We start from the raw sequence: 25198 nt of genomic DNA, 5'->3' as shown, positions 1-25198 counted from the left end.
GGGTTGCGCTCGTTGCGGGACTTAACCCAACATCTCACGACACGAGCTGACGACAGCCATGCACCACCTGTAAACCGACCATAAAGGGGCACCTATCTCTAGATGTTTCCGGCATATGTCAAACCCAGGTAAGGTTCTTCGCGTTGCATCGAATTAATCCGCATGCTCCGCCGCTTGTGCGGGGCCCCGTCAATTCCTTTGAGTTTTAGCCTTGCGGCCGTACTCCCCAGGCGGGGTACTTAATGCGTTAGCTGCGGCACGGAGTTCGTGGAATGAACCCCACACCTAGTACCCACCGTTTACGGCGTGGACTACCAGGGTATCTAAGCCTGTTTGCTCCCCACGCTTTCGCTTCTCAGCGTCAGGAAAGGTCCAGAGAACCGCCTTCGCCACTGGTGTTCCTCCTGATATCTACGCATTCCACCGCTTCACCAGGAATTCCATTCTCCCCTACCTTCCTCAAGTCTGCCCGTATCGGAAGCAGGCTCAGGGTTAAGCCCTGAGTTTTCACTACCGACGCAACAAACCGCCTACAAGCTCTTTACGCCCAATAAATCCGGACAACGCTCGCACCCTACGTATCACCGCGGCTGCTGGCACGTAGTTAGCCGGTGCTTCTTCTGCAGGTACCGTCACTCTCGCTTCGTCCCTGCTGAAAGCGGTTTACAACCCGAAGGCCGTCATCCCGCACGCGGCGTTGCTGCATCAGACTTGCGTCCATTGTGCAATATTCCCCACTGCTGCCTCCCGTAGGAGTTTGGGCCGTATCTCAGTCCCAATGTGGCCGGTCACCCTCTCAGGCCGGCTACCCGTCGAAGCCTTGGTGAGCCACTACCTCACCAACAAGCTGATAGGCCGCGAGTCCATCCTTGACCGCCGGAGCTTTCAAACCAACACGATGCCGTGAAGGCTGGTATCCGGTATTAGCACCTGTTTCCAGGAGTTATCCCAAAGTCAAGGGCAGGTTACTCACGTGTTACTCACCCGTTCGCCACTCGTGTACCCCCGAAAGGGCCTTACCGTTCGACTTGCATGTGTTAAGCACGCCGCCAGCGTTCGTCCTGAGCCAGGATCAAACTCTCCGTTGAAAATTATCAGTACAGACACCCCAAAAGGCACCTGCTCAACTGTCAACTAGTTTGATACCGACAAAATCCAAAAAACTGGACTTTAATCAATATTAATTCAAAGGAATCCATCCCCAACCAAAGCTGGGAGACGGGTTCGCACGACAAGACTCCGAAAAGCCTTGCCAGTGCATGTATTTGGCATTGACTTAAAGCACACTGTTGAGTTCTCAAGTTTCGGGTGCGACCCACGCTTCAACCACACCATTTTCCGTGCGATTCCCGCTTGGGGCAACTCGATCAACTTTACTTGCCGTGTTCCAGCCTGTCAAATCGGCCGGTTTGGCTTGTTCCGTTGAGTTGTATTTGCCGCTTGGGCAACCCGCAGAACTTTACTTGTTGGCCTCCCCCCTGTCAAATCGCTTGATCTGGGTGGATCAGCCGCAAATAAGCATGAATTCCCATGTGACTGGGGGTTTTGCTTGTTCAGCAGTCGCTTGCGCGAAGGCCAATACTAGACAGACTCTGCGGAGAAGTCAAAATCGGTGTAGGGCTTGGCTCGTCTGCTGGCTGCGCGTCGCGTCGAGTCGCGAGGCGATGTCGTCCTGACAGGGGCTTGTGCTCCCACGAGGCGAGTGCGGAGCTTCGCCATGAGACGTCGGTGGCGGTGAGCTCCCGCTGTGGTTGGCTTCAGACACCCCACGGGTGCCCGGGCACGGGCTGAGATCAAGCTGATGCCGCTTGCGACCGTCGAACCTGTCCGGGTCATGCCGGCGAAGGAAGAGAGTCAGATGGAAATCCATCCGCAGCATCGTGCCGTCACCATCTCCGATCGCGACATCCACGTCGCGGTCACCGCCATCAGCTTGGCGGACTCCCCTGGTGACGTCCCCAATGCCGACGTGCACGTCTACCGCACATGTGGCCCCACCGTCGATCCTGTGGAAGGGCTTGCCCCGAAGCGCCGGGAGTGGATTGCCGGGCGAGGTGACACTGAACTCCATTCGGCGCGCTCCGCCGGCCTGGCCGACGACGGCCGGGCGGCCGTGCGTCGTGGCGCGGCCTCCGATGAATGGCGTGGCCGCAGGCAGGACCCCATCCGAGCCATACCCGGCAAGAGGGTGACGCAGCTGCACTATGCCCGCAAGGGCGTCGTCACCCCGGAGATGCGTTACGTGGCGCTGCGCGAGGGCGTCGCCGTCGAGAAGGTGGTGGAAGAGGTGGCGTCCGGCCGAGCGATCATCCCCGCCAACATCAACCACCCTGAGACCGAACCGATGATCATCGGCAGGGCGTTCCTGACGAAGGTCAACGCCAACATCGGCAACTCCGCCGTCACCAGTTCCATCGCGGAGGAGGTGGACAAGCTGACGTGGGCTACCCGCTGGGGCGCCGACACAGTGATGGACCTCTCCACCGGTGACGACATTCACACCACGCGCGAATGGATCGTCCGCAACAGCCCCGTGCCCATCGGTACCGTGCCGCTCTACCAGGCGCTGGAGAAGGTGGACGGCAAGGCCGAGGAGCTCACATGGCAGGTGTACCGGGACACGGTCATCGAGCAGGCCGAGCAGGGCGTCGACTACATGACCGTCCACGCCGGCGTCCTCCTGCGGTACGTGCCGCTGACGGCTGATCGCGTCACGGGCATCGTCAGCCGGGGTGGGTCGATCATGGCCGGCTGGATGCTCGCGCACCACCGGGAGTCGTTCCTCTACGAGCACTTCGACGAACTGTGCGAGATCTTCGCGGCCTACGACATCTCGTTCAGCCTGGGCGACGGGCTGCGGCCCGGCTCCATCGCCGACGCGAACGACGAGGCTCAGTTCGCCGAGCTGCGCACGCTCGCCGAGCTGACGAAGCGGGCCTGGGAGTACGACGTGCAGGTGATGGTGGAGGGCCCCGGCCACATCCCGCTGAACCTCGTGGAGGAGAACGTACGCCTCGAGCAGGACTGGTGCCACGGCGCGCCGTTCTACACGCTGGGGCCGCTGGTCACCGACATCGCCCCGGGGCACGACCACATCACCTCCGCCATCGGGGCCGCAGTGATCGCCATGCACGGCACCGCGATGCTCTGTTACGTCACCCCCAAGGAACACCTGGGGCTGCCGAACCGCGACGACGTGAAGACGGGCGTCATCACGTACAAGATTGCGGCCCACGCCGCTGATGTCGCCAAGGGTCACCCCGGGGCGCAGGTCCGCGACGACGCCTTGAGTAAGGCGCGGTTCGAGTTCCGGTGGCACGACCAGTTCGCGCTTTCGCTCGACCCGGACACCGCCATCGCGTTCCACGACGAGACCCTGCCCGCGGAGCCGGCGAAGACGGCGCACTTCTGCTCGATGTGTGGGCCGAAGTTCTGCTCGATGAAGATCAGCGGCGACATCAGGGCCCGGTTCGGTTCCGGTGTCGACGCGGAGTCGGGCATGGCGGCGAAGTCGCGGGAGTTCAGGGAGATGGGTGCACAGGTGTACCTGGACATCTCCGAGGCGCAGAGCGCCTGATTCTGGCGGGCTGGCCGCGGTCCGGATGGATCGCGGCTAGCCTCGGCCCATGGGGGACCAGTCGTCGACCGCGTTCAATTTCAAGCGGTGGAAGCACTTCGGTAAGGATCGCTTATACGTGATTCGCTCCAGTGACGGGGTGCAGCTGGGTTATCAGGACATGGATGCCCACACGCTGCACCCAGAGTCACCGGAGCTCTCCGCGGAACTCGAGGCGGCCGTTGGCTATTGGCGCCGCCCAAGTGCCGAGCCGAGCCAATCGACGAAGCCGCCGGCGAGGCCGAAGGATCCCGCGGCGTTCACCGCATCCCGCCCCCCGGGACGGGCCGTCGGGGCAGTCCCCAGCAAGCCCACTCCCGTCCTCGACCTCATCCACAACACACCGGGCGTATCGCTCCAGGCACAGATCGACGCCGCCCACGCGGTCGGCCAGCGCGCCACCATCCTGCGAAGCATCCTTCTTGGGAAGCACGCGCGCTCGCCGTGGGAGCGGGGTGCCATCGGTGAGCGGCTGGTGGCCGCTGAGCTCGAGAGATTGCGGAAGGCGGATCCACGATGGCGCTTCCTTCACTCGATCCCGGTGGGAACGAAGGACTCAGACATCGACCACCTACTGATCGGTCCAGCGGGCGTCTTCACCATCAATTCGAAGAACCACGCCGGGATGAAGGTATGGGTGGGCGGCAACACGTTCATGGTCAACGGCGTGCGCCAGCCCTATATCCGCAACTCGCGCCACGAGGCCAGCAGGGCAGCCAAGCTCCTCGGGAAGGCCGCAGGCTTCGCCGTCGCCGTGCGCGGCATGGTCGTGCCGGTGAACGCCGACACCTTCGTCGTGAAGGCGGCACCCGAGGACGTCACCGTCATCAACCGCAGGCGCCTGGTGAGGCACCTCCGGCGCTTGCCGGAGCGACTCCCTCAGCACACCGTCGAGAAGATGTTCGAGCTTGCCCGCCGGAGCACCACCTGGCTCGGTTGAGCTGCTGAGCTACGACCTACGGTCGGGTGGAGCCGACGAACGCGGCCACAAGACGGGCGACGACGCCGGGCGCGGCCCGGTGGATCGCCTCAGGCTGGGGGCGGGTCAGGATCGCGATGGCCGCGATGAACTCCACCGCGCTCAGGTCTGAGCTCACCGCCCGCCTGTCGCTCAGCGCCTTCAACACAGCCGAGACGCCGGCGAGGGAGTGCTCCTGCGCCTCGGTCACTTCAGCCGGGAGATCTGCCACCTGCCCGGACAAGGCGTGGGTAAGTGCCCCGACCTCAAGGGCGACGAGGCGGTCGACCAGCCCGGCCCACGTCGCCTCCGGGTCTGCGTCCAGCCCCTCCGCCGCCGCTGCGACGGCGGCGTCGATGTCTGCCAGAAGGTCGAGCATCACGGCTATGACGAGCGCGTCGCGATCTGGGTAGTTGCGGTACAAGGTCGCGATGCCCACCTCCGCTGACTGCGCCACGGCCTCCAGCGGAACGGCGACTCCCTGCCCGGCGAACAGGTGACGTGCCTCGTCGAGGATGCGGCGCCGACGTGCCAATGCGTCTGCCCTCATGACCGCCTTCACCTCCCTGGTTTGACTTCGCCATCCTATCCGGAGGAAACTCCTCCATAAGCGGAGGATTTTCCTCCATAACGCAAGGAACGCATGTCCGTCACCACCGAAGCCCCCATCCGTCCCACGCTGCGCAAGCGGGCGCGAGCCGTCCGCTGGTTCGGCCTCACCGCCGGCCTCTCCGTCGTCCTCGTCGGCCTCCTGCTGCTGTTCATCATGCCGACGCTGAAGTCGGGCCCCCGTGACCTCCCGCTGGGGGTGGTCGCAGAGGGACCCACCGTCGACGCGATCGCCGCTGCGTTGGACGAGCACGCGCCGGGCGGGTACCTCGTCGAGCAACTCAGCTCCAGCGCGGAACTGGACGAAGCCATCCGCTCCAAGGAGGTGCTGGGCGGGCTCGATCTCACCCGTGGCGGGTCTGCCCGGGTCGTCGTCGCCAGCGCCGGATCCACCGCGATCTCCGGCACCGTCGCCGCCACCGGCAGCGCAGTCGCCGCACAACTGGGCCTGGCAGCCACCGTCGACGATGTCGTCCCCCTTCCCGACGGCGACCCCATCGGCGCGGGCATCGGCGGCCTCGCCTTCCCCTTGGTGTTCGGCGGCATCGTGCCCGCCGTCGCGTTCCGCAAACTCCTGCCCGGACACCGGCGCCTGGTCCTGGTGGGGTTGCTGGGCTTTTCGCTGGTGGGCGGGTTCGTCGTCTCGACCGTGCTGCGCTACGCCTTTGGGAGCATCGACGGGTCGGTCTGGTCCGTGGGTGCGGCAATCGCGCTCGGCATCGCGGCCCTGGCCGTGCCCTTGGCCGCGCTCAACGACGCCCTCGGCGCGAAGGGTTTCACCGTCGCGGCCATGACGATGATGTTCATCGGCAACCCGTTCGCGGGCATCGCCACCAGCGCGGTGTGGCTGCCCGCCGGCGTGGCGACTCTGGGGCAACTCCTGCCACCCGGCGCGGCCGGCACGCTGGTGCGCGCCGTCGCCTACTTCGACGGCGCGGGCGGCGGATGGGCGCTGCTGACCCTGGCCACCTGGGTTGCGCTGGGCCTGGCTCTGTACGTCGCGGCGCCTCGGGTCGCATCGAGGAGCATGGGAACCGCCGGCTGAGGGCAGCGGGAAGGCTCGCGCCCCGGGGCGCGAAGCCAGCAGGTGCACGCGCCGGGACATAGTCTTGCAAGATGACTGCAGAGATGATCGCCGCCCTCGCCGCCGGCGTCCTGGCCCTCGTCGGGCTCACGGGGATCGTGGTGCCCGTCCTGCCCGGCAGCCTCGCCATCGGCATCGGCGCACTCGTATGGGCGATCTGGGGCGGCTCGTCCTGGGGATGGATCGCGTTCGGCTTCGCCGCACTGCTACTGATCTTCGGTGCCCTCAGCAGCTGGATGCTGACCGGCCGCTCGCTCCAACAGCGTCAGGTACCCAAGTGGCCCGTCGTCATCGGTGTCGTCGCCGGGGTCGTCGGCGTCTTCGTGCTTCCCGGTTTGGGCCTGCCGATCGGCTTCGTGCTCGGCCTGCTGCTGGCGGAGTGGTACCGGTTACGCGACTTCCGCATGGCGTTGGCCACCAGTTGGACGACCGTCAAGGCGTTGGGGATGGGGATGCTGGTGGAACTGGGCTGCGCGATGGTGGCGGTGGCCATTCTGGCGGTCAGCATCGCCACCGCCTGGTGAGCCGGACTCAGAGGCCCAGCACGCCCAACGCTCCGTTGACGATCGAGCCGGCGTCTAGGGTGGTTGGTGCCGGAGATGCAGCTAGCAACGCAGGGAGATCCGGCACGCGCGAAGGACGCGTCACCGCTACGGCAACACTCGCGTCGTGGCCAACCGGCGGTACCACTTCCCGCTGTCCTTGAGCGTGCGCTCCTGCGTATCGAAATCCACCCGGACGATCCCGAACCGCTTGGCGTACCCGTAACCCCACTCGAAGTTATCGAGGAGGGACCAGACGAAGTAGCCCCTGAGATCGACGCCGTCGCTCAATGCCCGGTGCGCCGCGGTCAGATGCCTCCGCAGGTAGTCCACGCGCTCCGCGTCTGGCACAGATCCGTCCGCCGCCACCACGTCAGCGAACGAGGCGCCGTTCTCGGTCACCATCAGCGGCAGGTCGGGGAACTGCCCACGGAGGCTCAGCAGCAGCTCGTGCAACCCTTCGGGCGCGATGTTCCATCCCATCTCCGTGTGCGGGCCGGCCTGCTCATGGAACTCCACGACATCGTGCGAACCCGGCCACGCGGTGCCGGTCGACGGCTTGTGCCCATCGGCATTCGCCCGTGGTGACCGTCCATCCCAGAGCCCGACGGTGGTGGTGGAGTAGTAGTTGACGCCCAGCACGTCGAGGGGTTGGTGCACGCTCGCGAGGTCGCCGTCGAGGACGAACGACCAGTCCGTGACTGCTGATGTGTCCTCAATCAGGTCCTCGGGATAGGACCCGCGCAGCATGGGGCCGGTGAAGGCGCGGTTCGCCAGCGCGTCCACCCGCCGGACGGCCTCGGCGCCTCCGTCGCCCACGCCGCGCAGCACGTGGAAGTTGAGCGTCACGGAGTACTCCGGCGACCCGGTGGACGCGGACCGCAGCGCCTGCAGTCCCAGACCGTGTGCGAGGTTCAGGTGATGGACCGCCGCCAGGGCCGCGGCGGGTTCGGTGCGGCCGGGCGCGTGCCCGCCCTGCCCGTAGCCCAGGTACGCCGAGCACCATGGTTCGTTCAGCGTCGTCCACGTGTGGATCCGGTCTCCCAACGCCGCCCCCACGACGGTGGCGTACTCGGCATAGGCCTCCGCCGTCGCACGAACAGGCCAACCACCAGCGTCCTCGAGCGGCTGGGGCAGGTCCCAGTGGTACAGGGTGGCCACTGGCTCGATCCCCCGCTCGAGCAGACCGTCCGTGAGCCGCGAGTAGAAGTCCAGCCCCCTCTGGTTCACGGCGCCGACGCCGCCGGGGATGATCCTCGGCCACGCGATCGAGAACCGGTAGGCGTCCAACCCCAGATCCTGCATCAGGTCGAGGTCGCTCTCCCAGCGGTGATAGTGGTCACATGCCACATCGCCGGTGTCCCCGTTCCACACCTTGCCGGGCGCGCGGCTGAAGGTGTCCCAGATCGACGGGCCGCGTCCGTCCTCCTGTGCGGCGCCCTCCACCTGGTAGCAGGCGGTGGCCGAACCGAAGGTGAAGCCGTCGGGGAACACCAGCCCGGAATCCCGGTAGTCCGGGCTGCCGGCGTTCATGCCTTCAGCTCCACGACGCCGGCATTTGCCGCCACCGCGTCGCCCAGCCCGAGGGCCGCGCTCCAGCCCTCGCCGGTGGCTGAGGTGATCCTCACGCCACCGTCGGATCGCTCCACCGTGAAGTCGACGGCGGTGCCGTCCGGGTTGGTCACGGTTACGGTCTGCTCGCCCGACCCACCGGGGAAGACCCGCAGGACGAGGCCGTCGACGTAGTGGTAATCAGGGCGGGTCTTCACCGCGCCGATGGGCAGCACCGCGCCTTCCCGCACGTACAGCGGAAGGCTGGTGAAACCGTGGCGCTCGGTGCGCCAGGCGCCACCTCGGACCTCCTCCCCCGTGAGCAGGTTCGTCCAGGCGCCCGCCGGAAGGTAGAACTCCACGTCACCTTCGTGCGAGAAGACTGGCGCCACGAGCAGGTCGGACCCCAGCATGTATTGGCGGTCGAGGTAGTCGACTGCGCGGTCGCCGGCGAACTCCACCTGCATGGGCCGCATGATGGAGAGCCCTGTCTTGGTCGCTTCCATCCCCACCTGGAACAGGTACGGCATGAGCTGCATCTTGAGGTGGGTGAAGACGCGGGTGACTTCGACGGCCTCATCATCGAAGGCCCACGGCACCCGGTAGGAGTTCGAGCCGTGGAAGCGGGAGTGGGACCCCATGAGCCCGAACGCCGTCCATCGTTTGTAGACGGACGGATCCGGGGTGCCTTCGAAGCCGCCGATGTCGTGGCTCCAGTGCGCGAACCCGCTCATCACCAGCGACAGGCCGCCCCGGAGGGTCTCTGCCATGGACTCGAAGGTGGACGTGTTGTCGCCGCCCCAGTGCACCGGCATCGTCTGGCCGCCGGCGGTGGCGGATCGGGCGAAGAGGACGGCCTCGCCCTCACCCCTCTCCTCCACGATCACGTGGAAGACGGCCTTGTTGTAGAGGTGCGTGTAGCGGTTGTGCATCCGCGCCGGGTCTGACCCGTCGTGCCACACGACGTCGACGGGGACGCGCTCGGCGAAGTCTGTCTTGAAGGCGTCGACCCCCTGCCGCAGCAGGCCGCGCAGCTTCTCCTGGAACCACGTGACCGCGTCGGGGTTGGTGAAGTCCACCAGAGCCATGCCGGCCACCCAGAGGTCCCACTGCCAGATCGTGCCGTCGGGCCTCTTCACCAGGTAGCCGTTCTCGGCTCCCTCCGTGAACAGCGCAGAGCGCTGGGCGATGTACGGGTTGATCCACACGGAGATCTTCAGGTCCTTCTCGCGGAGGCGCATCAGCATGGCATCCGGGTCCGGGAAGGTCCGGCGATCCCACACGAGATCCGTCCAGTTGAACTCACGCATCCAGAAGCAATCGAAGTGGAACACCGACACCGGCAGGTCGCGCTCCGCCATGCCGTCGACGAAGCTCGTGACGGTGGCCTCGTCGTAGTCGGTGGTGAAGGACGTGGAGAGCCAGAGGCCCCAGGACCAGGCGGGGACGACGGGGGGCCTGCCCGTCAACCCGGTGTAGCGCCGCACCACGTCCTTGGGCGTCGGCCCGTCGAAGACGAAGTACTCCAGCACCTCACCGGGCACGGAGAACTGGACGCGTTCCACCGCTTCCGAGCCGATCTCGAACGAGACGTGACCGGGGTCGTTGACCAGCACACCGTAGCCGCGGCTGGAGAGATAGAAGGGCACGTTCTTGTAGGCCTGCTCGCTGGAAGTGCCGCCGTCGGCGTTCCAGATCTCCACGGTTTGGCCGTTCTTCACCAGGGGCCCGAACCGCTCGCCGAGCCCGTAGATGGCCTCCCCCACCCCCAGGTCGAGTTGTTCGTGGACGAAGGTTCGGGGCCGGGGTACCGGCGCTCCCTCGCGGGCGTTGTCGATGAGGCCCGGGTCCACCTGGGCGTCAACGTCGAGCCGCAGGTATCCCTGTGCCTTGTGGCCGCTTCCGGTCAGCCGTCGACCGTCGCTCTCGAATGCCAGTTGCCAGGGTGATCCCTGGTTGATGCGGGCCACCAGGCTGCCGCTGGCGAGGCTGGCGTGGTCGGCCGCCATCGACACCGTGCCGGCACCCCCCTCGACGCGGCCGGGCAGGTCGAACCCCTGCACCGGACGGCCGCCGATGTGGTGGGCGATCCGCACGCGGATGACGCCCTCGCAGGGCGACGACAGCGTGGTCGTGAGCACGGCCCGGTTCAGCACGTCGCCGCGCTTCGCGATCTCCTTGGTGGGTGCCGTGATGACCAGACCGGGGCCGTCCGGGGTCTCGTCGGACTCCCAGATGTCGTAGGCCTCCTGCGCATACAGGGGCCGGACGCCGGGCCGGATCTGCCAGAAACCATCGGTGAATTTCATTACTTGACTGCTCCTGCGGTGATGCCGCGCGTGAGGGTGCGCTGGAAGATGAGGAAGAAGATGAGGGTAGGGATCAGGCCCAACAGAGCAGACGCGGAGGTGGTGGTGACGTCCATGAGCCGGTCGCCCTGGAGCACGGAGATGGCCACGGGCACCGTCTGGTTGGCGTTGGAGACCAGGAACGTGAGCGGGATCAGGAACTCGTTCCACGTCCAGATGAAGAAGAAGATCAGCAGGACCGACAGCGTGGGGCGGCTGATGGGATAGATCACCCGGGTGAGGATCCGCCAGCGGCTGGCACCGTCCATCGCGGCGGCTTCGAGGATCTCCCTGGGAAAAGCCCCAAATACCGATGCCAACAGGTAGGTGCCGAATGCTGCCTGGATGACCGTGAAGATGATGATCACGGACCACACGTTGTTGTAGAGCCCCATGCTTTTGAACATGTAGTAGAGCGGGTAGAGGAGCGCCTCCTGCGGCAGGAGGTTTGCCAGCAGGAACGCCAACACCACCCAGGAGCGGCCCTTGATTCTGCCGATGCCGATCGCGAAAGCGTTGAGTACGGAAATGATGACTGCGAAGACGGCGACGAGGCCGGAGATGAAGAACGAGTTCCACACCTTCCGTGGGAAGTCGACGCGCTCCCAGAAGGCCATGATGCCGTCGAGGTACAGACCCTTGGGCAGTGCCAATGGGCCTCCAGCGGAGTACTCGGCAGGCGACTTGAAGGAGTTCACCAGGATCAGATAGAAGGGGGCCACAATGGCCACGGCAGCCGCAATGGCGAAGGCGAGGAGCAGCCAGTCCATGGGACGACGCTTGAGCATTCCGCCCCGACCACGCTTCTTGGTCTGGACCGGAGTAAGGGTGCTGGTGGTCATCACAGGCCTGCGCTTTCCTTGCGCTCCATCGCGTTCTGAGCGCGGATGAAGAGAATGGCGACCACACTGATGACGATGGTCAGCGCTGTGGCGATCGTGGCGCCGTAGCCCACCTGCTGTGACTGGAAGAACTCGCTGTATGCGTAGTAGGCGGGAACGATCGTCGATGTGCCCGGCCCTCCCCTGGTGAGCACATAGATGGGGCCGAACACCTTCAGCGCTGCGATGGTGCAGGTGAGGGTGACAACGAAGATCTCTGGACGGATGATGCTGACGGTGATCGCCTGGAACCGCTGAATCCAATTGGCGCCGTCGAGTTCCGCAGCCTCGTACAACTCGGGGTTCACCCTCTGGAGGGCGGCCATGAAGATGACGACGGGATAGCCGATCTGGATCCACACGAGCACCACCATCATGCTGGCGAGCGCTGTATCAGGCGAGCCCAGCCAGTTGTGGGTGAGTGAGCCCACGCCGACGCTCTCGAGGATGGTGTTCAGGGCCCCGTCCTGAGGCCGCAGGATCCAGCCGATCACGATGCCCGCGATGACCGCCGGCAGGATCTGAGGCAGGTAGTACGTGGCGCGGAGGAAGCTGGCGACCTTGCCGCCGAATTTGCGTCCCACCAGGTCGAACAGGAGCGCCGCCAGGATGAGCCCGATCAACGTGGGCACGATCACCATGGCGACGATCATCCAGAGGCTGTTGCTGAACGAGGCCCAGAACTTGTCGTCGCCGAAGAGCTTGAGCCAGTTGTCGAAGCCGATGAACTCGGGAGGCTTGATGCCACGCCAGGACGTGAAACTCAGGTAGATGTTCCAACCCAGGGGGATGAGCACCACCAACGTGAGCAGCGCGAAGCCGAGAATCAGGTAGAGCCAGTAGATGAGCGAGCGCCGGCTACGTTCAGGGATCAGCGGCTCTTCGATGGATCGCGGGCGTTTGGCTCGCTTGATGGTGGGAACAGCAGTCACAGCCCTACTCCTTCGTGGGGTGCCGGCTCGGGTGAATGGCGGGTGGCGCGAGAATCGAGGGCGGGGCGGCCGGGTGGCCGCCCCGCCGCTGTCAACTAGCTGACCTCTTCGGCGTAGGAGTTGTACTCCGCCGCGAGACCCTCCCGCACCTCAGCCGGGCTCTTGGTGCCGTTGCCGAGTTCCTGGAGCTGGGCGACGATCACGTCGTAGAAGGTGGGGGTGGCCCAGTCGGGGTAGAAGGACAGGCCGTCCTGCTCGTTGACCGCATTGAACGCCTGAATGAGTTCAAGGCTCTTCTCATCGGTGATGTCAGCCTCGTCCGCGGCGACGGGAAGGCCCCCGTTGTTGCCCAGGATTGCCTGGATTTCGGGGCGCATGGTGATGTCGATGAACTCGTAGGCGAGCTCCTTGTTCTCGGCGTTCTCGGGGACGACCCAGAGGTTGCCCGAGGAACCGAGGCTGAGCTCGCTGCCGGGGAACGGGAACAGCCCGAATTCGAAGCCTTCAATTTCATCGACGAAGCGGCCGTACCACCACGAACCGGAGACGAACATCGGCGACTGTCCACCCATGAAGGCCAAGCCCGCATCCTCCGCCTTGATGCCGGAGACGTCTTCAGAGACATAGCCCTTGTCGACGTACTCAAGAAGAGTGTCGGTGGCGTAGGTGATGGGTTTGCCGTTCCAGTCGAGGGGGTTTTCATACAGCTGGTAATCGTTGACCCACTGGCGGTCGGCCTGACTCAGCGCGAGCTGGTACCACAGCTGACCGAGCGGATACTCGAGGCCGGCGGTGGCCAGTGGGGTCACGCCCTCGGCCACGAAAGCATCCATGACAGCGATGAAGTCCTCGTAGGTGGTGGGCACCTCAAGACCTGACTCCTCGAACATCGCCTTGTTGTAATAGACGGTCACAAACTCGCCGTAGTTCGGGATTCCGTACCAGGGGCCAGAGCCCATCACGCCGTTCTCGTTGTACCGTGCCGTCGTCTGGAGCGCCGGTGCCAGTTTGTCGTCCCAGCCGTATTCGTCGACGGCGCCGCTGATGTCGGCCAGGAGGCCCTGGCTGGCCAGGAGCCCAGCCGTCGCGTTGCCCTTGTTGAACTCCATCACGTCAGGCGCCTCGTCCGAGTTGAGGACCTGGCTGGCCGTCGAGCGGATCTGTTCGAAGGACTTCTCCTCGAAGTTGACCGTGGCGCCGGTCTCCTCCTCGAACACCTTGATGGCCTCTGCCCAGGCGATACCCATGGCCGAGTTGGCACCTTCGTAGTGCCAGAGAGTCAGTTCGCCGCCCTCCGCCGCGGCGCCCGTTGCGGCGCCGCCGGTGGTGGAGCCGGATTGGGGGTCGCTTGCGGCGTCGCCGCCGCAGCCGGACAGCAACAATGCGGCTGCCGCCGTCGCGCCCAGGATCTTCTTGAGCATCACTACCTCCTCGTAGGATTGCTGGCCAGCCGACAGCTGCAGCAACTCCGATGCTTTTGTTGGTGTCGCAAACATAACCCGACGAGCGGCGGCCTTGCAACCCCTTTCGGCAGATTGGTTTCTAGGCAGAACAATCTGGGCGTCAGCGGTCCCCGGCGCGTTCAGCGGGGTGGGTGCCTGCGACCTATGGGCGGCCCGCTTAGATCTGCCGGCTCAGGTCAGGGCGGCCGGCGCGAGGATGAACTCGGAGAAGACGAGTTCCGCGGCGCCCAACAGCACGGCGTTGGGCACATCGGCGGGAAGGATGCTGAGCCCTTGACGGCTGGACCGGATTGCTTCCGGCACCAACTCGTCGACGCTCTTGCCCTCGACGAGCGCGGCAAGAAAGCCGGCGATGAGGATGGTGCCGGGGTTGAAGAGGTTGACGACGTTGCGCAGCGCCACCGCGAGGTGAGCGCTCAACTCCTCCTCCAGCTCCTGCAATTGGGGTTCGTCCCTGCGGCGGAGCCACTGCTCCACCAGTTCCTCGATGGAGCAATCCGCGCTGCCCAGCGCTTTGCACAGACGGGCTGCGGTGACCTCCGCCTCGAGGCACCCTCGTCCCCCGCAATGGCACGCTGCGCCGCCTGGCTTGACCGCGACGTGCCCGATCTCGCCGGCGAAGCCTTGGGCACCAACCAGGAGTCGCCCGTCTTCCACTGCTCCCCCGCCGATGCCTGAGGGGCCGCCGATCATGTAGAAGAGATCATCGCGATCGCGGCCCGCCCCGAAGGTGCTCTCTGCACGGAGGGCGAGGATGGCGGCATTGGCGGCCCATGTGGGAACCCCCACGGCCTCGGCGATATAGGCGGACAGGGGTTCGTCGGTCCACCCGAGGTGGGTCGCCTCGCTCACCGAGCCGTCCTCCAGCCGGATCTGCCCCGGCACTGCGACACCCGCACCGAGCAGCTGCCACTCGGGGTGCTGCTGGAGCATCTCCGCCGTTGCCTGGGCTGCGAGTTCCGCCACCCGCCGCCCGGACGGCAGGTCGTCCAGCGGGAGCGACACCCGCTCCAGGAGCCGCCCGCCGGACGCAACCGCGGCGACGCGCAGCATCCCGACCTCCGGGTTGATCGCGATGGCCACCAGGTTGGGGTCGAGCGCGACGATGGGGCTGGGGCGGCCGTGCCCGTGGGCCACGGGTTCGGATTCGGTGACGATGCCCATGTCCACCAGTTGGGCGATGAGGACGCCCATCGTGGAGCGGTTGAGGCCCATCTGCCTGGTCAAGGCCGCTCGCGACTGTGCGCCACCCCGATGGAGAAGGTCCAGCATGCGCGAGACGTTGACCTCACGGATCCGCTCCGTGGTGGCGATCCCGGGAGAGTGTCCGGGGGGTCGTCGGGTGAGGGCGGGCATGAGCAGACGGTACATCACCTGCCGCGGGTGCGGTCCGGCTGCATACCGTCTCTATCGGTCAGCACCTCACTGAGCGTCGGGTAAGACTCCTGAGCCCCACGACGACCCACTGACACGGCGGCCACCCGCGTAGCGAAACCCGCCGCCTCAACCAGGCTGGCATCCTCTGCCAGCCTCACGGCCAACGCCCCGACGAACGAGTCACCAGCGCCAGTCGTGTCGATGGCAGTGACCCGCACAGCGGGCACGTGCACTGGCAGGGCATCCCCGCCCGCCACGTACGCGCCTTCCGCTCCCATCGTCACGACGACGGACCGCACACCCAGGCCGAGGAGAGCTACGGCCAACTCCTCTCCTCTCTGGTTGCCGTTTCGTTCCAGCAGATAGGCGGCCTCGGACTCGTTGACCACGAGCGGGTCGCATACCTTCAACAGCTCCGGTGGCAGATCACGGGGCGGGGCGGCGTTCAGCACGAAGCGACCCTCCCGGGTCAGTTGCGCAGCGGCCACCACCGTCTCCATCGGGATCTCCAGTTGGGCGACGACGACCCTTGCGCCGGCGATCATCCCGCCGACCTCCGCCACGCGCTCTGGCGTCACGTGTCGGTTCGCGCCGGGAGCCACGATGATCGAGTTCTCCCCGTCCGGGGTCAGCATGATGATCGCCAGGCCGGTGGGCGCCTCGGACTCACCCAACCCCCGCAGATCCACACCCGCGTCGAGGAGCGAACCGCGCAGCAGTTCGCCCGCCCCGTCCGCGCCAAGCGCGCCCACGAAGGCGACGGCACCGCCGAGCCGACCAGCAGCTACTGCCTGGTTGGCCCCCTTACCGCCGGGAGTGAACACCAGATCCGACCCGAGGATGGTCTCTCCGCCGGCCGGGCGATGATCTATTTCCACAACATGGTCGACGTTGGCTGAGCCGACGACGACGATCTGGGCGTCTCGCATCATCAGCCCTTCGTCGCGCCGGCGGTCAAGCCGGACACCACGTACTTCTGCGCGGCCAACGCAACCAGCATGACCGGAAGCGTGATGATCACCGAGGCCGCCATGAGGCCGCCCCAGTCGACGGAGGCGTAGGCGGTGAAGTTAGAGATCGCCACGGGGAGCGTCCGCGTCTGCTGGCTGGACAGGACCAGCGCGAAGAGGAAGTTGTTCCAGCTGAAGATGAACGCCAGGATCGCGGCGGTCGCGAGGCCTGGGACCGAGAGCGGAAGCGCGACGCGCAGGAATGCGCCGATCTTCGTGAGTCCGTCCACCTGCGCCGCCTCCTCAAGGTCGACGGGGACGCCGTCGAAGAAGCCGGCCATCACCGCCACGACGAACGGCAGGGTCACGAAGACGTGGGTGGCGATCAGCACGGGGTAGCCACCCACCAGGCCGAGGTTGGAGAACACGAAGTACCACGGCACCAGAAGGCTCACGCCGGGCAGCACGCGGGCCAGCATCAGGAAGGCCGTGGCGTTCTTGATCCGGTAGCGGGCGATCACATACGCCGCGGGCGCACCCACCAGGAGCGCGATCAGGGTGGAGACCAAAGCCACGAAGAACGAGTTGAACACGAAAGGTGCGAAGTCGTAGCGGTCCAGCACGTTGGCGTAGTTGCTCCACGTGAAGGCGCCCTGGAGGAATCGGCTTGGGTCGACGATGTCGAGGTTCCGTCGGAAGGACGCCAGCAACATCCAGGCGATGGGCAGCAGGAGCACGGTCAGCACAACGCTGATCGCCACTACGCGCAGGATCCCGAGGGTCTTCTTCTTGTCCTTCGCGCTCATCTGGCGACGGACAGGAGTGGTGGTGGCAGTCATCGTTGACCCGCCTTTCTGAGGATCTGGATCACGGCCAGCGACCCGACGATGAGGAGCAGGAACACCATCAGCAGGGCAGAGGCGCGTCCGTACATCGAGTACTCGAAGCTCTCGCCGTAGGCCAGGATGTTCAGGGTTTCGGCCTCGTGCCTGGAGCCGCCGCCGCGCCCCTTCGTCGCGTAGATGATGTCGAAGGACTTCAACGCGTCGATCGCGCGCAGCATCGTCGCTGCCGCCATAGTGGGCCACAGCATGGGGACGGTGAGGTGGCGGAAGCGCTGCCAGGCGTTGGCACCGTCGACGGCCGCAGCCTCGTAGGGCTCATCCGGCAGCGAGGTCAGACCGGCCAGCAGGATGAGTGCCATCATGGGGGTCCACTGCCACACGTCGATCCAGATGAGCGTATTCAGGGCCTGGCCCGGGTCTGTCAGGAACCCCTGTTCCGACAGCCCAAGGCTCTGCAGCACGTAGTTCGCCATGCCGATGTTCGGCTCCAGGATGAGCAGCCACATCATGCCGATCGCGACGGGGGTGGCGACCAGTGGCATGAGGATCGCCGCGCGCACGAGACCCTGCCCGCGGAACGTCCGCCGCAGCAGGAGCGCAATGCCGAGGCCCAGCAGTAATTCCAATGCCAGCGCGAACACGGTGTAGTAGACGGTCCTGCCCGCCGCTGGCCAGAACCTAGCCGTGTCGGTGAACCAGTAGATGTAGTTGTCGAGGCCGACGAATCGGAACGGCCTCGAGACGGCCCCCTGCGCGTTGGTGAAGGACAGGAAGACCGTGTATCCGATGGGGAAGATGATCATCACGGCGATGTAGATGATCGAGGGAAGGATGAAGATTCCCCGCACCCGCTTGTTGACCCAGGTGCTGGCGGCACTCGAGCGCTGCACAGCGCTGGGGGCCGCGGTGGTGGTTGTTGCTGTCATGCAGCGCCTCCTTGCTAGTGGTGGCCGCGCTGTCAGGCGCGGCCACCAGATGAGGGTGGGGTTTACTCGCCGTCGCTGTCCAGGAGCTCCTGGAACTGGGTGTTGGCCTGCTCAGCTGCTGCGGCGACGTCGCCGCCGTCGATGGCGGTCACGATGGGGGCACCGACGAACTCGCGGGATCGTGCCACCTGCTCGAGCTGCGGGCGGTCGTGTCCGATGGCGGTCTCGGCCGTGGCCTTGACGTTGGCCACTAGACCCGCCGGGAACGCCGAGGTAGCGGCTTCATCTTCCCAACTGGAGACGCGCGGCGAAGGCACCGTGTCGTCGGCCATCAGCGACTTGAACATGTCTTCGCTGGTGGCCCACTGGATGAAGTCCCAGGCTGCGTCCTTCTTCTCCGAGTAGGCGTTGATGCCAGCGGTCCACGGCACGATGCTGTACGGGTGGGCGCCAGCAGGTCCGGCCGGGAACGGCGCGTAGTCCACGGTGTCCACAACTGCCGACGAATCGGGGTCCAGGAACGTGTAGGCCTGGGAGTCGGCGTCCAGGTAGAACGCGGCCCTTCCCTGCGCGAACAGGGCGGAGGCCTCAACCCAACCCATCGAGGTCACGCCGGCAGGCCCGGACTCGCGGAGGAGCCGCCCATAGGTCTCGTAGGCCTCGATCGCCTCGGGGGTGTTGACGGTGGCGGTGTCCCCGTCCTGGAAGTCCCCACCGAAGGAGTACAGGAACGAGGAGAACTGGGTCACGGCGGGGACGTTCTGCCCGCGCATCGCGATGCCGGTCATGTTCTCGTCCGGGTTGTTCAGTGCCTTGGCCGCCGCCTCGAGTTCCTCCATGGTGGTCGGCACCTCAATGCCAGCCTCCTCGAGGAGGTCCTTGCGGTAATACATGACGTGGCGCTCGGTCATGAGCGGCACGCCGTAGATGGCATCGTCGAGGGTGACGGCGTCGCGGGACGACTCCTGGAAGTCCTCCCAGTTCCAGCCCTCTGCACCCACCTTGCCCGAGACGTCGGTGAGCCACTGGTTGCGGGAGAACTCGCGCATCACGTCCTGGACTTGGAAGACCATGACGTCGAAGTTGGAGTCTGAGGAGTTGAGCTTGACCTTGTACTGGTCGTTGAGTTGCTCGTTGCCGTAGGTCTCGATGTTGACCTCAACGCCGGTCTCCTCCTTGTATTCAGCGAGGTGCTTCTCGATGCCCTGGACCCAGGGGTTGTTCCCGGACACGACGGTGATCGAGGTCACCTCCTCGTCCTGGGCCACCTCGCCTGCTCCCCCACCGCAGGCGGAGAGGGGCAGGATGAGGGTGACGGCGGCTGCCGCAGCAGCGAAGTTTCGGGTGAGCTTCATTGGTCGAATCCCTTCGTTGTCAGTTTCTGATGTTGAGGGGCTTGCGTCCGGCAAGCCGTTCGTTGATTGCTAGCGCTGTGACGCGGCCCACCTTGTCGTAGGCCTCGTAGGTATCGGCGGCACCGTGACAGGTGCCCACGACGTTGGGGAGCGAGAGAAGGGGGTGGTCGGCGGAGGGGGGCTCCACCTCCCACACGTCGATGCCCGCGGCCACCGGGACCCCGGAGGCGAGAGCATCGTAGAGCGCGGCCTCATCGACGACGCCGCCCCGGCTGGTGTTGACGAGGATGCTGCCCGGCCGCATCGAGGCGAACTGTCCGCGCGAGACGATGTGGTGAGTGTCGGTGGTGTGCGGCAGGTGGACGCTCAGGAAGTCGCAGCCGGAGACCACCTCGTCGAACGATGTGAGCCTGACCTGCAGCTCAGCGGCGCGGGCCGGATCTGCCCACGGGTCGTAGGCGACGAGTTCCACCTCGAACCCCTTCAGCCGGCGAGCCAGGTTCTGCGCGGTCAACCCGAAGCCCAGCAGGCCCACGGTCTTGCCGGTGATCTCGACGCCGGTCATCCGGTCCCAGCCCCCGGCGTGCAGCGTGCGGTCCTGCTGCACGATCTGCCGCGCGGCGGCCAGCATCAGACCGAGCGCCAGTTCGGCGACGGCGTTGGCGTTCCCGCCCGGAGCGTTGGTCACGTCGACGCCGGATTCTCGGGCCGCGCCGCCGTCGATGTTGTCGATACCCACGCCCAGCTTCGACAGGATCTTGAGGTTGGGGGCCCGCCCAATGAGGTCTGCGTCCCAGTCGTCCATGCCGACGATCGCCGCGTCGATGCTGGGTGCGAAGCCCTCCAGTTCGTCCCGCAGAAACGGCACCGATGCGGTGTTGAGGATCAACTCATGGCCGGCCGACTCCAACATTTCGCACGCCACCGGGCACAGCTCTCGAAAGCGCACAGGCCCTACTAGTACACGTCCCATGTCAGGATCCTTGCAGCAAGCCGATGGCTCGCAGCGCCTCGGTGATTGCGCGCTTAGTATCGTCGGACGGCTGGTCGATGGGCATCCGGCACGCCCCACCGTCGAGCCCCTGCAGGGTCAGCGCGTACTTGAGGTTGGCGATGCTGGGGCCCAACAGAGGCACGATGAGTTCAATCTGCTGCTGGGCTGCGGCCATGGCGTCCTCGTCGCCGGCGCGGTACGCCTCGCGGAACGCTGCCCACGGCTCCGGGCAGGCGCCGGAGACACCCGACACCGTGCCGTTGCCGCCCGCGGCCATCACATGCGGGAGATCCGCGTCGTTGCCGGACCAGAGCTTCAAACCGTCGGGTCCGGCCGCTAGGTATTCATCGACGCGGCCGCTGGCCGTGGCGGACACCTTCAGGCCGTCGATCCCGCTACCCAGGACCGAAGGCAGGTCCTGCGGAAGGAGGTCGGTAACGGCGACGTCGGGGTAGATGTAGCCGTAGAGTTCGCCGCCGCACGCCTCCTTGATGGCAGCCCAGTGCCGCGTGATGCCATCGACGCTGGCGGGCAGGTAGTAGGGGGTGATCGCTGCGAAGCGTTTGGCCCCGAGGGAGACGGCGCTGCGGGTGAGCTCGAGGGACTGGCGCGTGCTGGGGGCACCCACGTGGACGACGACCCGGGCGGGGCCGAAGACATCGAGGGCGGTCTCGACGATACGGGCGTGCTCGTCGAGAGAGAGTGATGGGAACTCGCCCGTCGTGCCTGCGGCGAAAACGCCGTCGACGAGGGGCTCCAGGCGCTCCACGTTGGCGCGGAGAGCCTCGAAGTTGACCTCCCCCGCAGCTGTGAAGGGGACGGTGAGTGCAGAGAGCACTTCAGGAACAACCATTTGCGATACCTAACATCTTCGTTAACGGTTAACGGTTTACCGTTGACTGACGTTAGCACTATAGTTGGGCGCAACACAAGCAGAGAGCCATCTGCTTTCAGCCAACGAAGGGTTCCGCATGTACAGCCTCCGCTCCGTGTCGCTTGGGGACCGGCTTGCCGACTTCTTGCGGCTGGACATCGTCCAAGGCAGGATTACCCCGGGTACGCATCTAGTGGAGGACGCGCTCGCCGACAAGTTCGGCGTGAGTCGGGGGCCTGTTCGCGACGCGCTGCGCCTTCTCACCGGGGAGGGGTTGCTCGAGTCGCGGCGCCGGGGCATCTACGTGAAGTCGTTCGCCGCCGCCGACATCGACGAGCTCTACGCCATCCGAGAGGCCGCTGAACAGCTCTCCTGCCGGCTGGCGATTTCAACCTCCGACGCCGCGGACTGGGAGGGGGCGCAGGAACTGGTTGAGGAGATGCGACAGGCGGCTTTGGCCGACGACCGCCCGCGTTACGCCAAGGCGGACCTCGCCTTCCACACCGAGTACTACGTGAACTCGGGGAGCCCGCGCCTGCTCAGCCTGTGGGAGCAGTACCGGCCCATCTTCGCGACACTCCTGGAGGTGACGAACTCCCAGGACTCGGATCTTGGGCCCTCGGCCTCGGATCACACGGAGTTGATGGACTTGACGCTCAAGGGGGACACGGAGGCCTTCGCGGCGGAGTTGACCCGGCACCTCGCCGGTTCCCAGAGACGGATGCACGAGGCGCTGAACATCCGCGACAAGGAGTCGGCGGGGAGATAAGTTGCGCTGGCCGCCGGGCGGGAAGAAGGCCCCTGACTTAGTCCTGGACCAACGCATCCGGGCGCTTCGCTAGATATGTAGCCAAGCCCTCGATGTCGGCGTAGATCGTCGCGAAGCGATACCCGAAGCGATCCTCTAGCTGTGCACGAATTTCGCTCTTGGCACGGGCAGAGATGCGATAGGTGAAGACCAGTCCCTTGGATGGAGGTCGCGACTCTGGTCTGATCCGCGTGAACTTCAATGGGATCGACGCGACCTCCCGCAATTCTGCGGCGGTCCACGAAGACGCCAGCTCAAACTCAGATCGGGGGCTGGTCTGCTTTGTCACATCGGCTGGGACACCATCAAGCAAGAAGGCAGCGCTCTGTGCTGGGATCCGTGCGTGAAGGGCTGGGGGGAGCCATACTCGTCGGCCAAGTCCTGTCCCCCAGTCCGATGGATTCTGGGTGAACGCGTTGGGATGCCACCGGGGAGTATTGCCATTCCATTTCGTGTTCAATTGAATCTTCCCCTTCACCGTGAACGCGAATAGTCGAGCGTCCCGGTCCTTGTCGCCTGACGAAACGGCGAACCAGGCGGCAATGAGAGGGTTCAAGGTGGCGTCGATCAGGCGAGTAGGGACCCCCACGTGCTGCATCTGTGCGAATAGAGGCAGAGCCGGAATCCCGTCCAGCCTCCAGTCTTCTCGGGCTAGTCTCAGCAAGCGCCTTTCGGCGGCCACCATGTCCGTCTCCATTGGAGCGCTCCCCAGTTGCTCAGCGACCTTACGGTAGAGCGAACTCCACAAACCCCAAGAGGCGTCCGCCTGCCCACGCCATACGAATTGCACGCTCGGGTAGGCATCGCTCAGTTCATTGAGGGCAGTGTGCAGTTGCGACCAACCACCGATCAATTGTTCATATGGTTCGTAGAATGGGCTTGCATCATTACGGAGGCCGTTGTTCGACAGCATTCCCTGATCCTCTCACGCGCCACCGCGTCGAGGCGCAGTTCCACGAGTGGAGGCTTGAGGTGTCACGGAGGCCCTTCCGTGACACCTCAATGCCGGGCGTGTCTCAAGTCCGCCGCCCCACCTCCACTCGGTCGGTTTCGACTCGATCTTGCCGGGGAACGTGGCGTGGCTCCAGGACGCAGCGGCACCCGGGTCAGGCGCCCCTGATCTGGGCCAAGGTCCGCGGCGCCCCCCGCTGCCAACCGCCCTCCCGTGACGGAGTGAAGAGGTCGACGCCACCGGTCAAACCGCCGCCGCCTTCCCCTTCACAGACATCGCAGCCAAAGGCATCCAGCAGCAGGTCACGGTGCCGGCTCCAGAAGTACGCGGCCGTGATCGAGGAGCTCGTCCACGGCCCCCCGTACATCTTGCAGACCCCGTCAGCCCCGCACCGCATCGGGCATCCGGTCCGCGCCGGCGTCAGCTGAACCGCCACCGGCTCGTCACCGCCCACGTCTACCCCCTCCCGCGTCGCTACCGGGGTCAGCCCGTTGGCGTCCCACCTCAACACGAAGTCCTGGCCGTGATGCGACGCCGTGGAGATCGCCTCATCCTCGTCGACGCCCCTCACCAGGGCCCCCTTCTCCACCCACTGGCGCTCAGGCGAGGTCGACACGCTCGGCACCCAGTCCTCACCCTGGAAGCCCAGACCCCAGTAGAGCCCGCCGAGCGTGGCCCCGTCATCGTCCGGCGTGGTCAAACGGCCGAAGGCATGGGTGCCTGACACGACAAAGACCGGCCCACACCCCTCCCCGAACAGCGCCTCGGGCCCGTCGGTCTCGGCGCCCGGGGTGGGCACGACGTCGACGGGGGCATCCTCGCGCCCGTTCGGCCAAATCCGGATGACCGTCTGGCGGTACGACTCCACCACGGGCACCGACGGCGAACGCCGCAGGACTCTCCCGTAGTCGGGGTCAGCGCGGTGTGGCGCACGGGGGACCGAGATCTGGTCTCCCGGGAAGGAACCCTCACCGGGACGAAGTGGCAACGGCGACATGAAAGAACTCCTCGTTCCAGGTCTCGCTGGAACGAGACCGCTTGACCTCTCCGACTGTTGAAGCCGGGTCTTCCTCGGAGGGCACCGGAGCGGTTACCGGTTGCCGTGCGACCATTCCGAGGGATTGGGGCCGCATCTCTTAACCCACCAGTGAATATGGCAGGCCCCTCCGACAGAGTGTCCAGAACCACGTTTCGCGGCCGCTTCAGACCCTCAGATGGATACATCCCCTCCGCGAGAAACTGTCGGAGCCCCCCTCTACATTGATCGCTAAAGAACCAGTGCAACAAGACACTGAACGGCAGCTCGGCGATCTGCGGCAAGCCACAGAAGCAGCCCTTTTCAGACAGGCCCTGGACAAGCCCTTTCTTGGGCCCCTGCATCGGTTCTGGACACCTGTGAAGAGAACCACGCAGACCTAGGAGGGAGGCGGCTGAGAACGGCAGCACATTCTGCGCGGTTTACGGGCTCATCACAGATGAGGGTGTAGGGGGCTGTTCGGCGCGTCGGGCCGGGTAGGGGTCGAGGTCTCCCGATGATGGAAGTTCTCACACTGCCCATCTGGAAGACCTCGACGTGTCTGATGCTACCCCTGTGGCGGGGTTCGCCTGCCCTGACCTGACCTCGTTCTGTCGGCTCGACGAGCTCGGCCTGGAGGTCACCGGCCAACTGCTGGAGCCTGGCCGCGCGGTCCTCGCCTGCCGGGTCGTGGAGCCGGATCAGTGGTGCCGACGCTGCGGCTGCGAAGGCCTCGCGCGTGACACCGTGACGCGGCCGTTGGCGCATGAGCCGTTCGGCTGGCGGCCGACGACCTTGCTGGTCACGATCCGCCGCTACCGCTGCACCGGCTGCGGGCATGTGTGGCGACAAGACACCAGCCTCGCCGCGGAACCGCGGGCGAAGCTGTCACGCCGCGGGCTGCGATGGGCGTTGGAGGGCCTGGTAGTTCAGCACCTCACCGTCGCCCGGGTCGCCGAAGGGCTCGGGGTGTCGTGGAACACCGCCAACACGGCGGTCCTGGCCGAAGGCAAGCGGGTCCTGATCGACGACCCGACCAGGTTCGACGGCGTGAAGGCCATCGGCGTGGACGAGCACGTGTGGCGCCACACCCGCCGCGGCGACAACTACGTCACCGT

General features: G+C 65.6%; 21 protein-coding genes, 1 rRNA gene and 2 riboswitches. Of the genes, 6 read left to right on the top strand and 16 right to left on the bottom strand.

The genetic code is table 11. The annotated features are described in order from the left end of the window. Nucleotides 1-1088: ribosomal RNA gene (locus ACZK4S_RS15145) — 16S ribosomal RNA — on the bottom strand; the annotation flags it as partial. Nucleotides 1089-1758: 670 nt separating this feature from the next. Next, nucleotides 1759-1867, top strand: a riboswitch (TPP riboswitch). Between ACZK4S_RS15145 and thiC the strand changes: the two genes are divergently transcribed. Together thiC and ACZK4S_RS15135 are read left to right on the top strand one after the other, a co-directional pair. Continuing rightward, nucleotides 1859-3577: a phosphomethylpyrimidine synthase ThiC gene (thiC, locus tag ACZK4S_RS15140; protein ID WP_463644821.1), complete on the top strand. Its 1719-nt coding sequence runs from the start codon at nucleotides 1859-1861 to the stop codon at nucleotides 3575-3577. It overlaps the preceding riboswitch by 9 nt. Before the next feature lie 118 nt (nucleotides 3578-3695). Further along, the gene (locus ACZK4S_RS15135) at nucleotides 3696-4556 is read left to right on the top strand and encodes a nuclease-related domain-containing protein (RefSeq protein ID WP_463644820.1); all 861 of its coding nucleotides are present in this window, start codon (nucleotides 3696-3698) and stop codon (nucleotides 4554-4556) included. Between the two features lie 16 nt (nucleotides 4557-4572). Here ACZK4S_RS15135 and ACZK4S_RS15130 read toward each other — a convergent pair whose 3' ends face one another. Further along, on the bottom strand, nucleotides 4573-5124 hold the full coding sequence (locus tag ACZK4S_RS15130; protein ID WP_463644819.1) for a TetR/AcrR family transcriptional regulator: 552 nt from the start codon (nucleotides 5122-5124) through the stop codon (nucleotides 4573-4575). A gap of 93 nt (nucleotides 5125-5217) precedes the next feature. On the opposite strand from ACZK4S_RS15130, the gene ACZK4S_RS15125 reads away from it, so the two are divergent. Together ACZK4S_RS15125 and ACZK4S_RS15120 are read left to right on the top strand one after the other, a co-directional pair. Next, nucleotides 5218-6228: a hypothetical protein gene (locus ACZK4S_RS15125; RefSeq protein WP_463644818.1), complete on the top strand. Its 1011-nt coding sequence runs from the start codon at nucleotides 5218-5220 to the stop codon at nucleotides 6226-6228. A gap of 71 nt (nucleotides 6229-6299) precedes the next feature. Continuing rightward, a complete protein-coding gene (locus ACZK4S_RS15120) occupies nucleotides 6300-6791 on the top strand; it encodes a DUF456 domain-containing protein (RefSeq protein WP_463644817.1) in 492 nt (163 codons plus the stop codon). Nucleotides 6792-6917: 126 nt separating this feature from the next. Here ACZK4S_RS15120 and ACZK4S_RS15115 read toward each other — a convergent pair whose 3' ends face one another. The 12 genes from ACZK4S_RS15115 to ACZK4S_RS15060 form a co-directional block, all read right to left on the bottom strand. Next, entirely contained in the window at nucleotides 6918-8342 is a 1425-nt protein-coding gene (locus ACZK4S_RS15115) for a GH1 family beta-glucosidase (protein WP_463644816.1), read from the bottom strand. After that, entirely contained in the window at nucleotides 8339-10669 is a 2331-nt protein-coding gene (gene yicI, locus ACZK4S_RS15110; protein WP_083665601.1) for an alpha-xylosidase, read from the bottom strand. Before yicI ends, ACZK4S_RS15115 begins: the two co-directional genes overlap by 4 nt. Further along, nucleotides 10669-11550 (bottom strand): carbohydrate ABC transporter permease, encoded by an 882-nt coding sequence (locus ACZK4S_RS15105; RefSeq protein WP_076062752.1) that lies wholly within the window; start codon nucleotides 11548-11550, stop codon nucleotides 10669-10671. The genes yicI and ACZK4S_RS15105 overlap by 1 nt, the downstream gene beginning before the upstream one ends. Next, nucleotides 11550-12521, bottom strand: coding sequence for a carbohydrate ABC transporter permease (locus ACZK4S_RS15100; RefSeq protein WP_463644815.1), 972 nt, complete (start codon nucleotides 12519-12521; stop codon nucleotides 11550-11552). The genes ACZK4S_RS15105 and ACZK4S_RS15100 overlap by 1 nt, the downstream gene beginning before the upstream one ends. A gap of 95 nt (nucleotides 12522-12616) precedes the next feature. Further along, on the bottom strand, nucleotides 12617-13942 hold the full coding sequence (locus tag ACZK4S_RS15095) for an ABC transporter substrate-binding protein (protein WP_463644814.1): 1326 nt from the start codon (nucleotides 13940-13942) through the stop codon (nucleotides 12617-12619). Between the two features lie 213 nt (nucleotides 13943-14155). Continuing rightward, complete coding sequence (locus ACZK4S_RS15090) at nucleotides 14156-15340, bottom strand: ROK family protein (protein ID WP_076062890.1); 1185 nt, start codon at nucleotides 15338-15340, stop codon at nucleotides 14156-14158. Between the two features lie 14 nt (nucleotides 15341-15354). Continuing rightward, nucleotides 15355-16293, bottom strand: a complete 939-nt coding sequence (locus tag ACZK4S_RS15085; protein ID WP_463644813.1) for a ribokinase — start codon at nucleotides 16291-16293, stop codon at nucleotides 15355-15357. After that, a complete protein-coding gene (locus tag ACZK4S_RS15080; protein ID WP_463644812.1) occupies nucleotides 16293-17150 on the bottom strand; it encodes a carbohydrate ABC transporter permease in 858 nt (285 codons plus the stop codon). Before ACZK4S_RS15080 ends, ACZK4S_RS15085 begins: the two co-directional genes overlap by 1 nt. Then, the gene (locus ACZK4S_RS15075; protein ID WP_463644811.1) at nucleotides 17147-18082 is read right to left on the bottom strand and encodes a carbohydrate ABC transporter permease; all 936 of its coding nucleotides are present in this window, start codon (nucleotides 18080-18082) and stop codon (nucleotides 17147-17149) included. The genes ACZK4S_RS15080 and ACZK4S_RS15075 overlap by 4 nt, the downstream gene beginning before the upstream one ends. A 62-nt stretch (nucleotides 18083-18144) precedes the next feature. Then, nucleotides 18145-19437: an ABC transporter substrate-binding protein gene (locus ACZK4S_RS15070; RefSeq protein ID WP_463644810.1), complete on the bottom strand. Its 1293-nt coding sequence runs from the start codon at nucleotides 19435-19437 to the stop codon at nucleotides 18145-18147. A 19-nt stretch (nucleotides 19438-19456) separates the two neighbouring features. Then, the gene (locus ACZK4S_RS15065) at nucleotides 19457-20410 is read right to left on the bottom strand and encodes a phosphoglycerate dehydrogenase (protein WP_463644809.1); all 954 of its coding nucleotides are present in this window, start codon (nucleotides 20408-20410) and stop codon (nucleotides 19457-19459) included. 1 nt (nucleotide 20411) lies between these two features. Further along, a complete protein-coding gene (locus ACZK4S_RS15060; protein ID WP_463644808.1) occupies nucleotides 20412-21284 on the bottom strand; it encodes a dihydrodipicolinate synthase family protein in 873 nt (290 codons plus the stop codon). 118 nt (nucleotides 21285-21402) lie between these two features. Here ACZK4S_RS15060 and ACZK4S_RS15055 point away from each other — a divergent pair, with 118 nt between their 5' ends. Beyond that, the gene (locus ACZK4S_RS15055) at nucleotides 21403-22074 is read left to right on the top strand and encodes a GntR family transcriptional regulator (RefSeq protein WP_076062771.1); all 672 of its coding nucleotides are present in this window, start codon (nucleotides 21403-21405) and stop codon (nucleotides 22072-22074) included. A 37-nt stretch (nucleotides 22075-22111) separates the two neighbouring features. On the opposite strand, the gene ACZK4S_RS15050 is transcribed toward ACZK4S_RS15055, so the two are convergent. Continuing rightward, nucleotides 22112-23026 carry an FRG domain-containing protein gene (locus ACZK4S_RS15050; protein ID WP_463644807.1) on the bottom strand — a complete coding sequence of 305 codons (915 nt, stop codon included), beginning with the start codon at nucleotides 23024-23026 and terminating at the stop codon, nucleotides 22112-22114. Nucleotides 23027-23219: 193 nt separating this feature from the next. Further along, entirely contained in the window at nucleotides 23220-24062 is an 843-nt protein-coding gene (locus ACZK4S_RS15045; RefSeq protein ID WP_463644806.1) for a DUF3293 domain-containing protein, read from the bottom strand. A gap of 32 nt (nucleotides 24063-24094) precedes the next feature. Continuing rightward, nucleotides 24095-24207, bottom strand: a riboswitch (SAM riboswitch). 431 nt (nucleotides 24208-24638) lie between these two features. On the opposite strand from ACZK4S_RS15045, the gene ACZK4S_RS15040 reads away from it, so the two are divergent. After that, nucleotides 24639-25198, top strand: a 560-nt coding sequence (locus ACZK4S_RS15040) for a transposase (RefSeq protein ID WP_463644337.1), incomplete at its 3' end; no start/stop codon positions are given.

This window comes from Tessaracoccus zhenghani (assembly GCF_055326325.1).
The sequence above is the reverse complement of the archived record's forward strand: the minus strand, read 5'-3'. Positions and strand labels throughout refer to the sequence as shown.

What these genes read in the sequence shown, in the direction of transcription:
- ACZK4S_RS15045 (WP_463644806.1), bottom strand. Translation starts at nt 24,062, where the DNA reads ATGTCGCCGTTGCCACTTCGTCCCGGTGAGGGTTCCTTCCCGGGAGAC.
- ACZK4S_RS15060 (WP_463644808.1), bottom strand. Translation starts at nt 21,284, where the DNA reads ATGGTTGTTCCTGAAGTGCTCTCTGCACTCACCGTCCCCTTCACAGCT.
- yicI (WP_083665601.1), bottom strand. Translation starts at nt 10,669, where the DNA reads ATGAAATTCACCGATGGTTTCTGGCAGATCCGGCCCGGCGTCCGGCCC.
- ACZK4S_RS15125 (WP_463644818.1), top strand. Translation starts at nt 5,218, where the DNA reads ATGTCCGTCACCACCGAAGCCCCCATCCGTCCCACGCTGCGCAAGCGG.
- ACZK4S_RS15095 (WP_463644814.1), bottom strand. Translation starts at nt 13,942, where the DNA reads ATGCTCAAGAAGATCCTGGGCGCGACGGCGGCAGCCGCATTGTTGCTG.
- ACZK4S_RS15130 (WP_463644819.1), bottom strand. Translation starts at nt 5,124, where the DNA reads ATGAGGGCAGACGCATTGGCACGTCGGCGCCGCATCCTCGACGAGGCA.
- thiC (WP_463644821.1), top strand. Translation starts at nt 1,859, where the DNA reads ATGGAAATCCATCCGCAGCATCGTGCCGTCACCATCTCCGATCGCGAC.
- ACZK4S_RS15120 (WP_463644817.1), top strand. Translation starts at nt 6,300, where the DNA reads ATGACTGCAGAGATGATCGCCGCCCTCGCCGCCGGCGTCCTGGCCCTC.
- ACZK4S_RS15090 (WP_076062890.1), bottom strand. Translation starts at nt 15,340, where the DNA reads ATGCCCGCCCTCACCCGACGACCCCCCGGACACTCTCCCGGGATCGCC.
- ACZK4S_RS15085 (WP_463644813.1), bottom strand. Translation starts at nt 16,293, where the DNA reads ATGATGCGAGACGCCCAGATCGTCGTCGTCGGCTCAGCCAACGTCGAC.
- ACZK4S_RS15115 (WP_463644816.1), bottom strand. Translation starts at nt 8,342, where the DNA reads ATGAACGCCGGCAGCCCGGACTACCGGGATTCCGGGCTGGTGTTCCCC.
- ACZK4S_RS15080 (WP_463644812.1), bottom strand. Translation starts at nt 17,150, where the DNA reads ATGACTGCCACCACCACTCCTGTCCGTCGCCAGATGAGCGCGAAGGAC.
- ACZK4S_RS15065 (WP_463644809.1), bottom strand. Translation starts at nt 20,410, where the DNA reads ATGGGACGTGTACTAGTAGGGCCTGTGCGCTTTCGAGAGCTGTGCCCG.
- ACZK4S_RS15055 (WP_076062771.1), top strand. Translation starts at nt 21,403, where the DNA reads ATGTACAGCCTCCGCTCCGTGTCGCTTGGGGACCGGCTTGCCGACTTC.
- ACZK4S_RS15050 (WP_463644807.1), bottom strand. Translation starts at nt 23,026, where the DNA reads ATGCTGTCGAACAACGGCCTCCGTAATGATGCAAGCCCATTCTACGAA.
- ACZK4S_RS15075 (WP_463644811.1), bottom strand. Translation starts at nt 18,082, where the DNA reads ATGACAGCAACAACCACCACCGCGGCCCCCAGCGCTGTGCAGCGCTCG.
- ACZK4S_RS15105 (WP_076062752.1), bottom strand. Translation starts at nt 11,550, where the DNA reads ATGACCACCAGCACCCTTACTCCGGTCCAGACCAAGAAGCGTGGTCGG.
- ACZK4S_RS15070 (WP_463644810.1), bottom strand. Translation starts at nt 19,437, where the DNA reads ATGAAGCTCACCCGAAACTTCGCTGCTGCGGCAGCCGCCGTCACCCTC.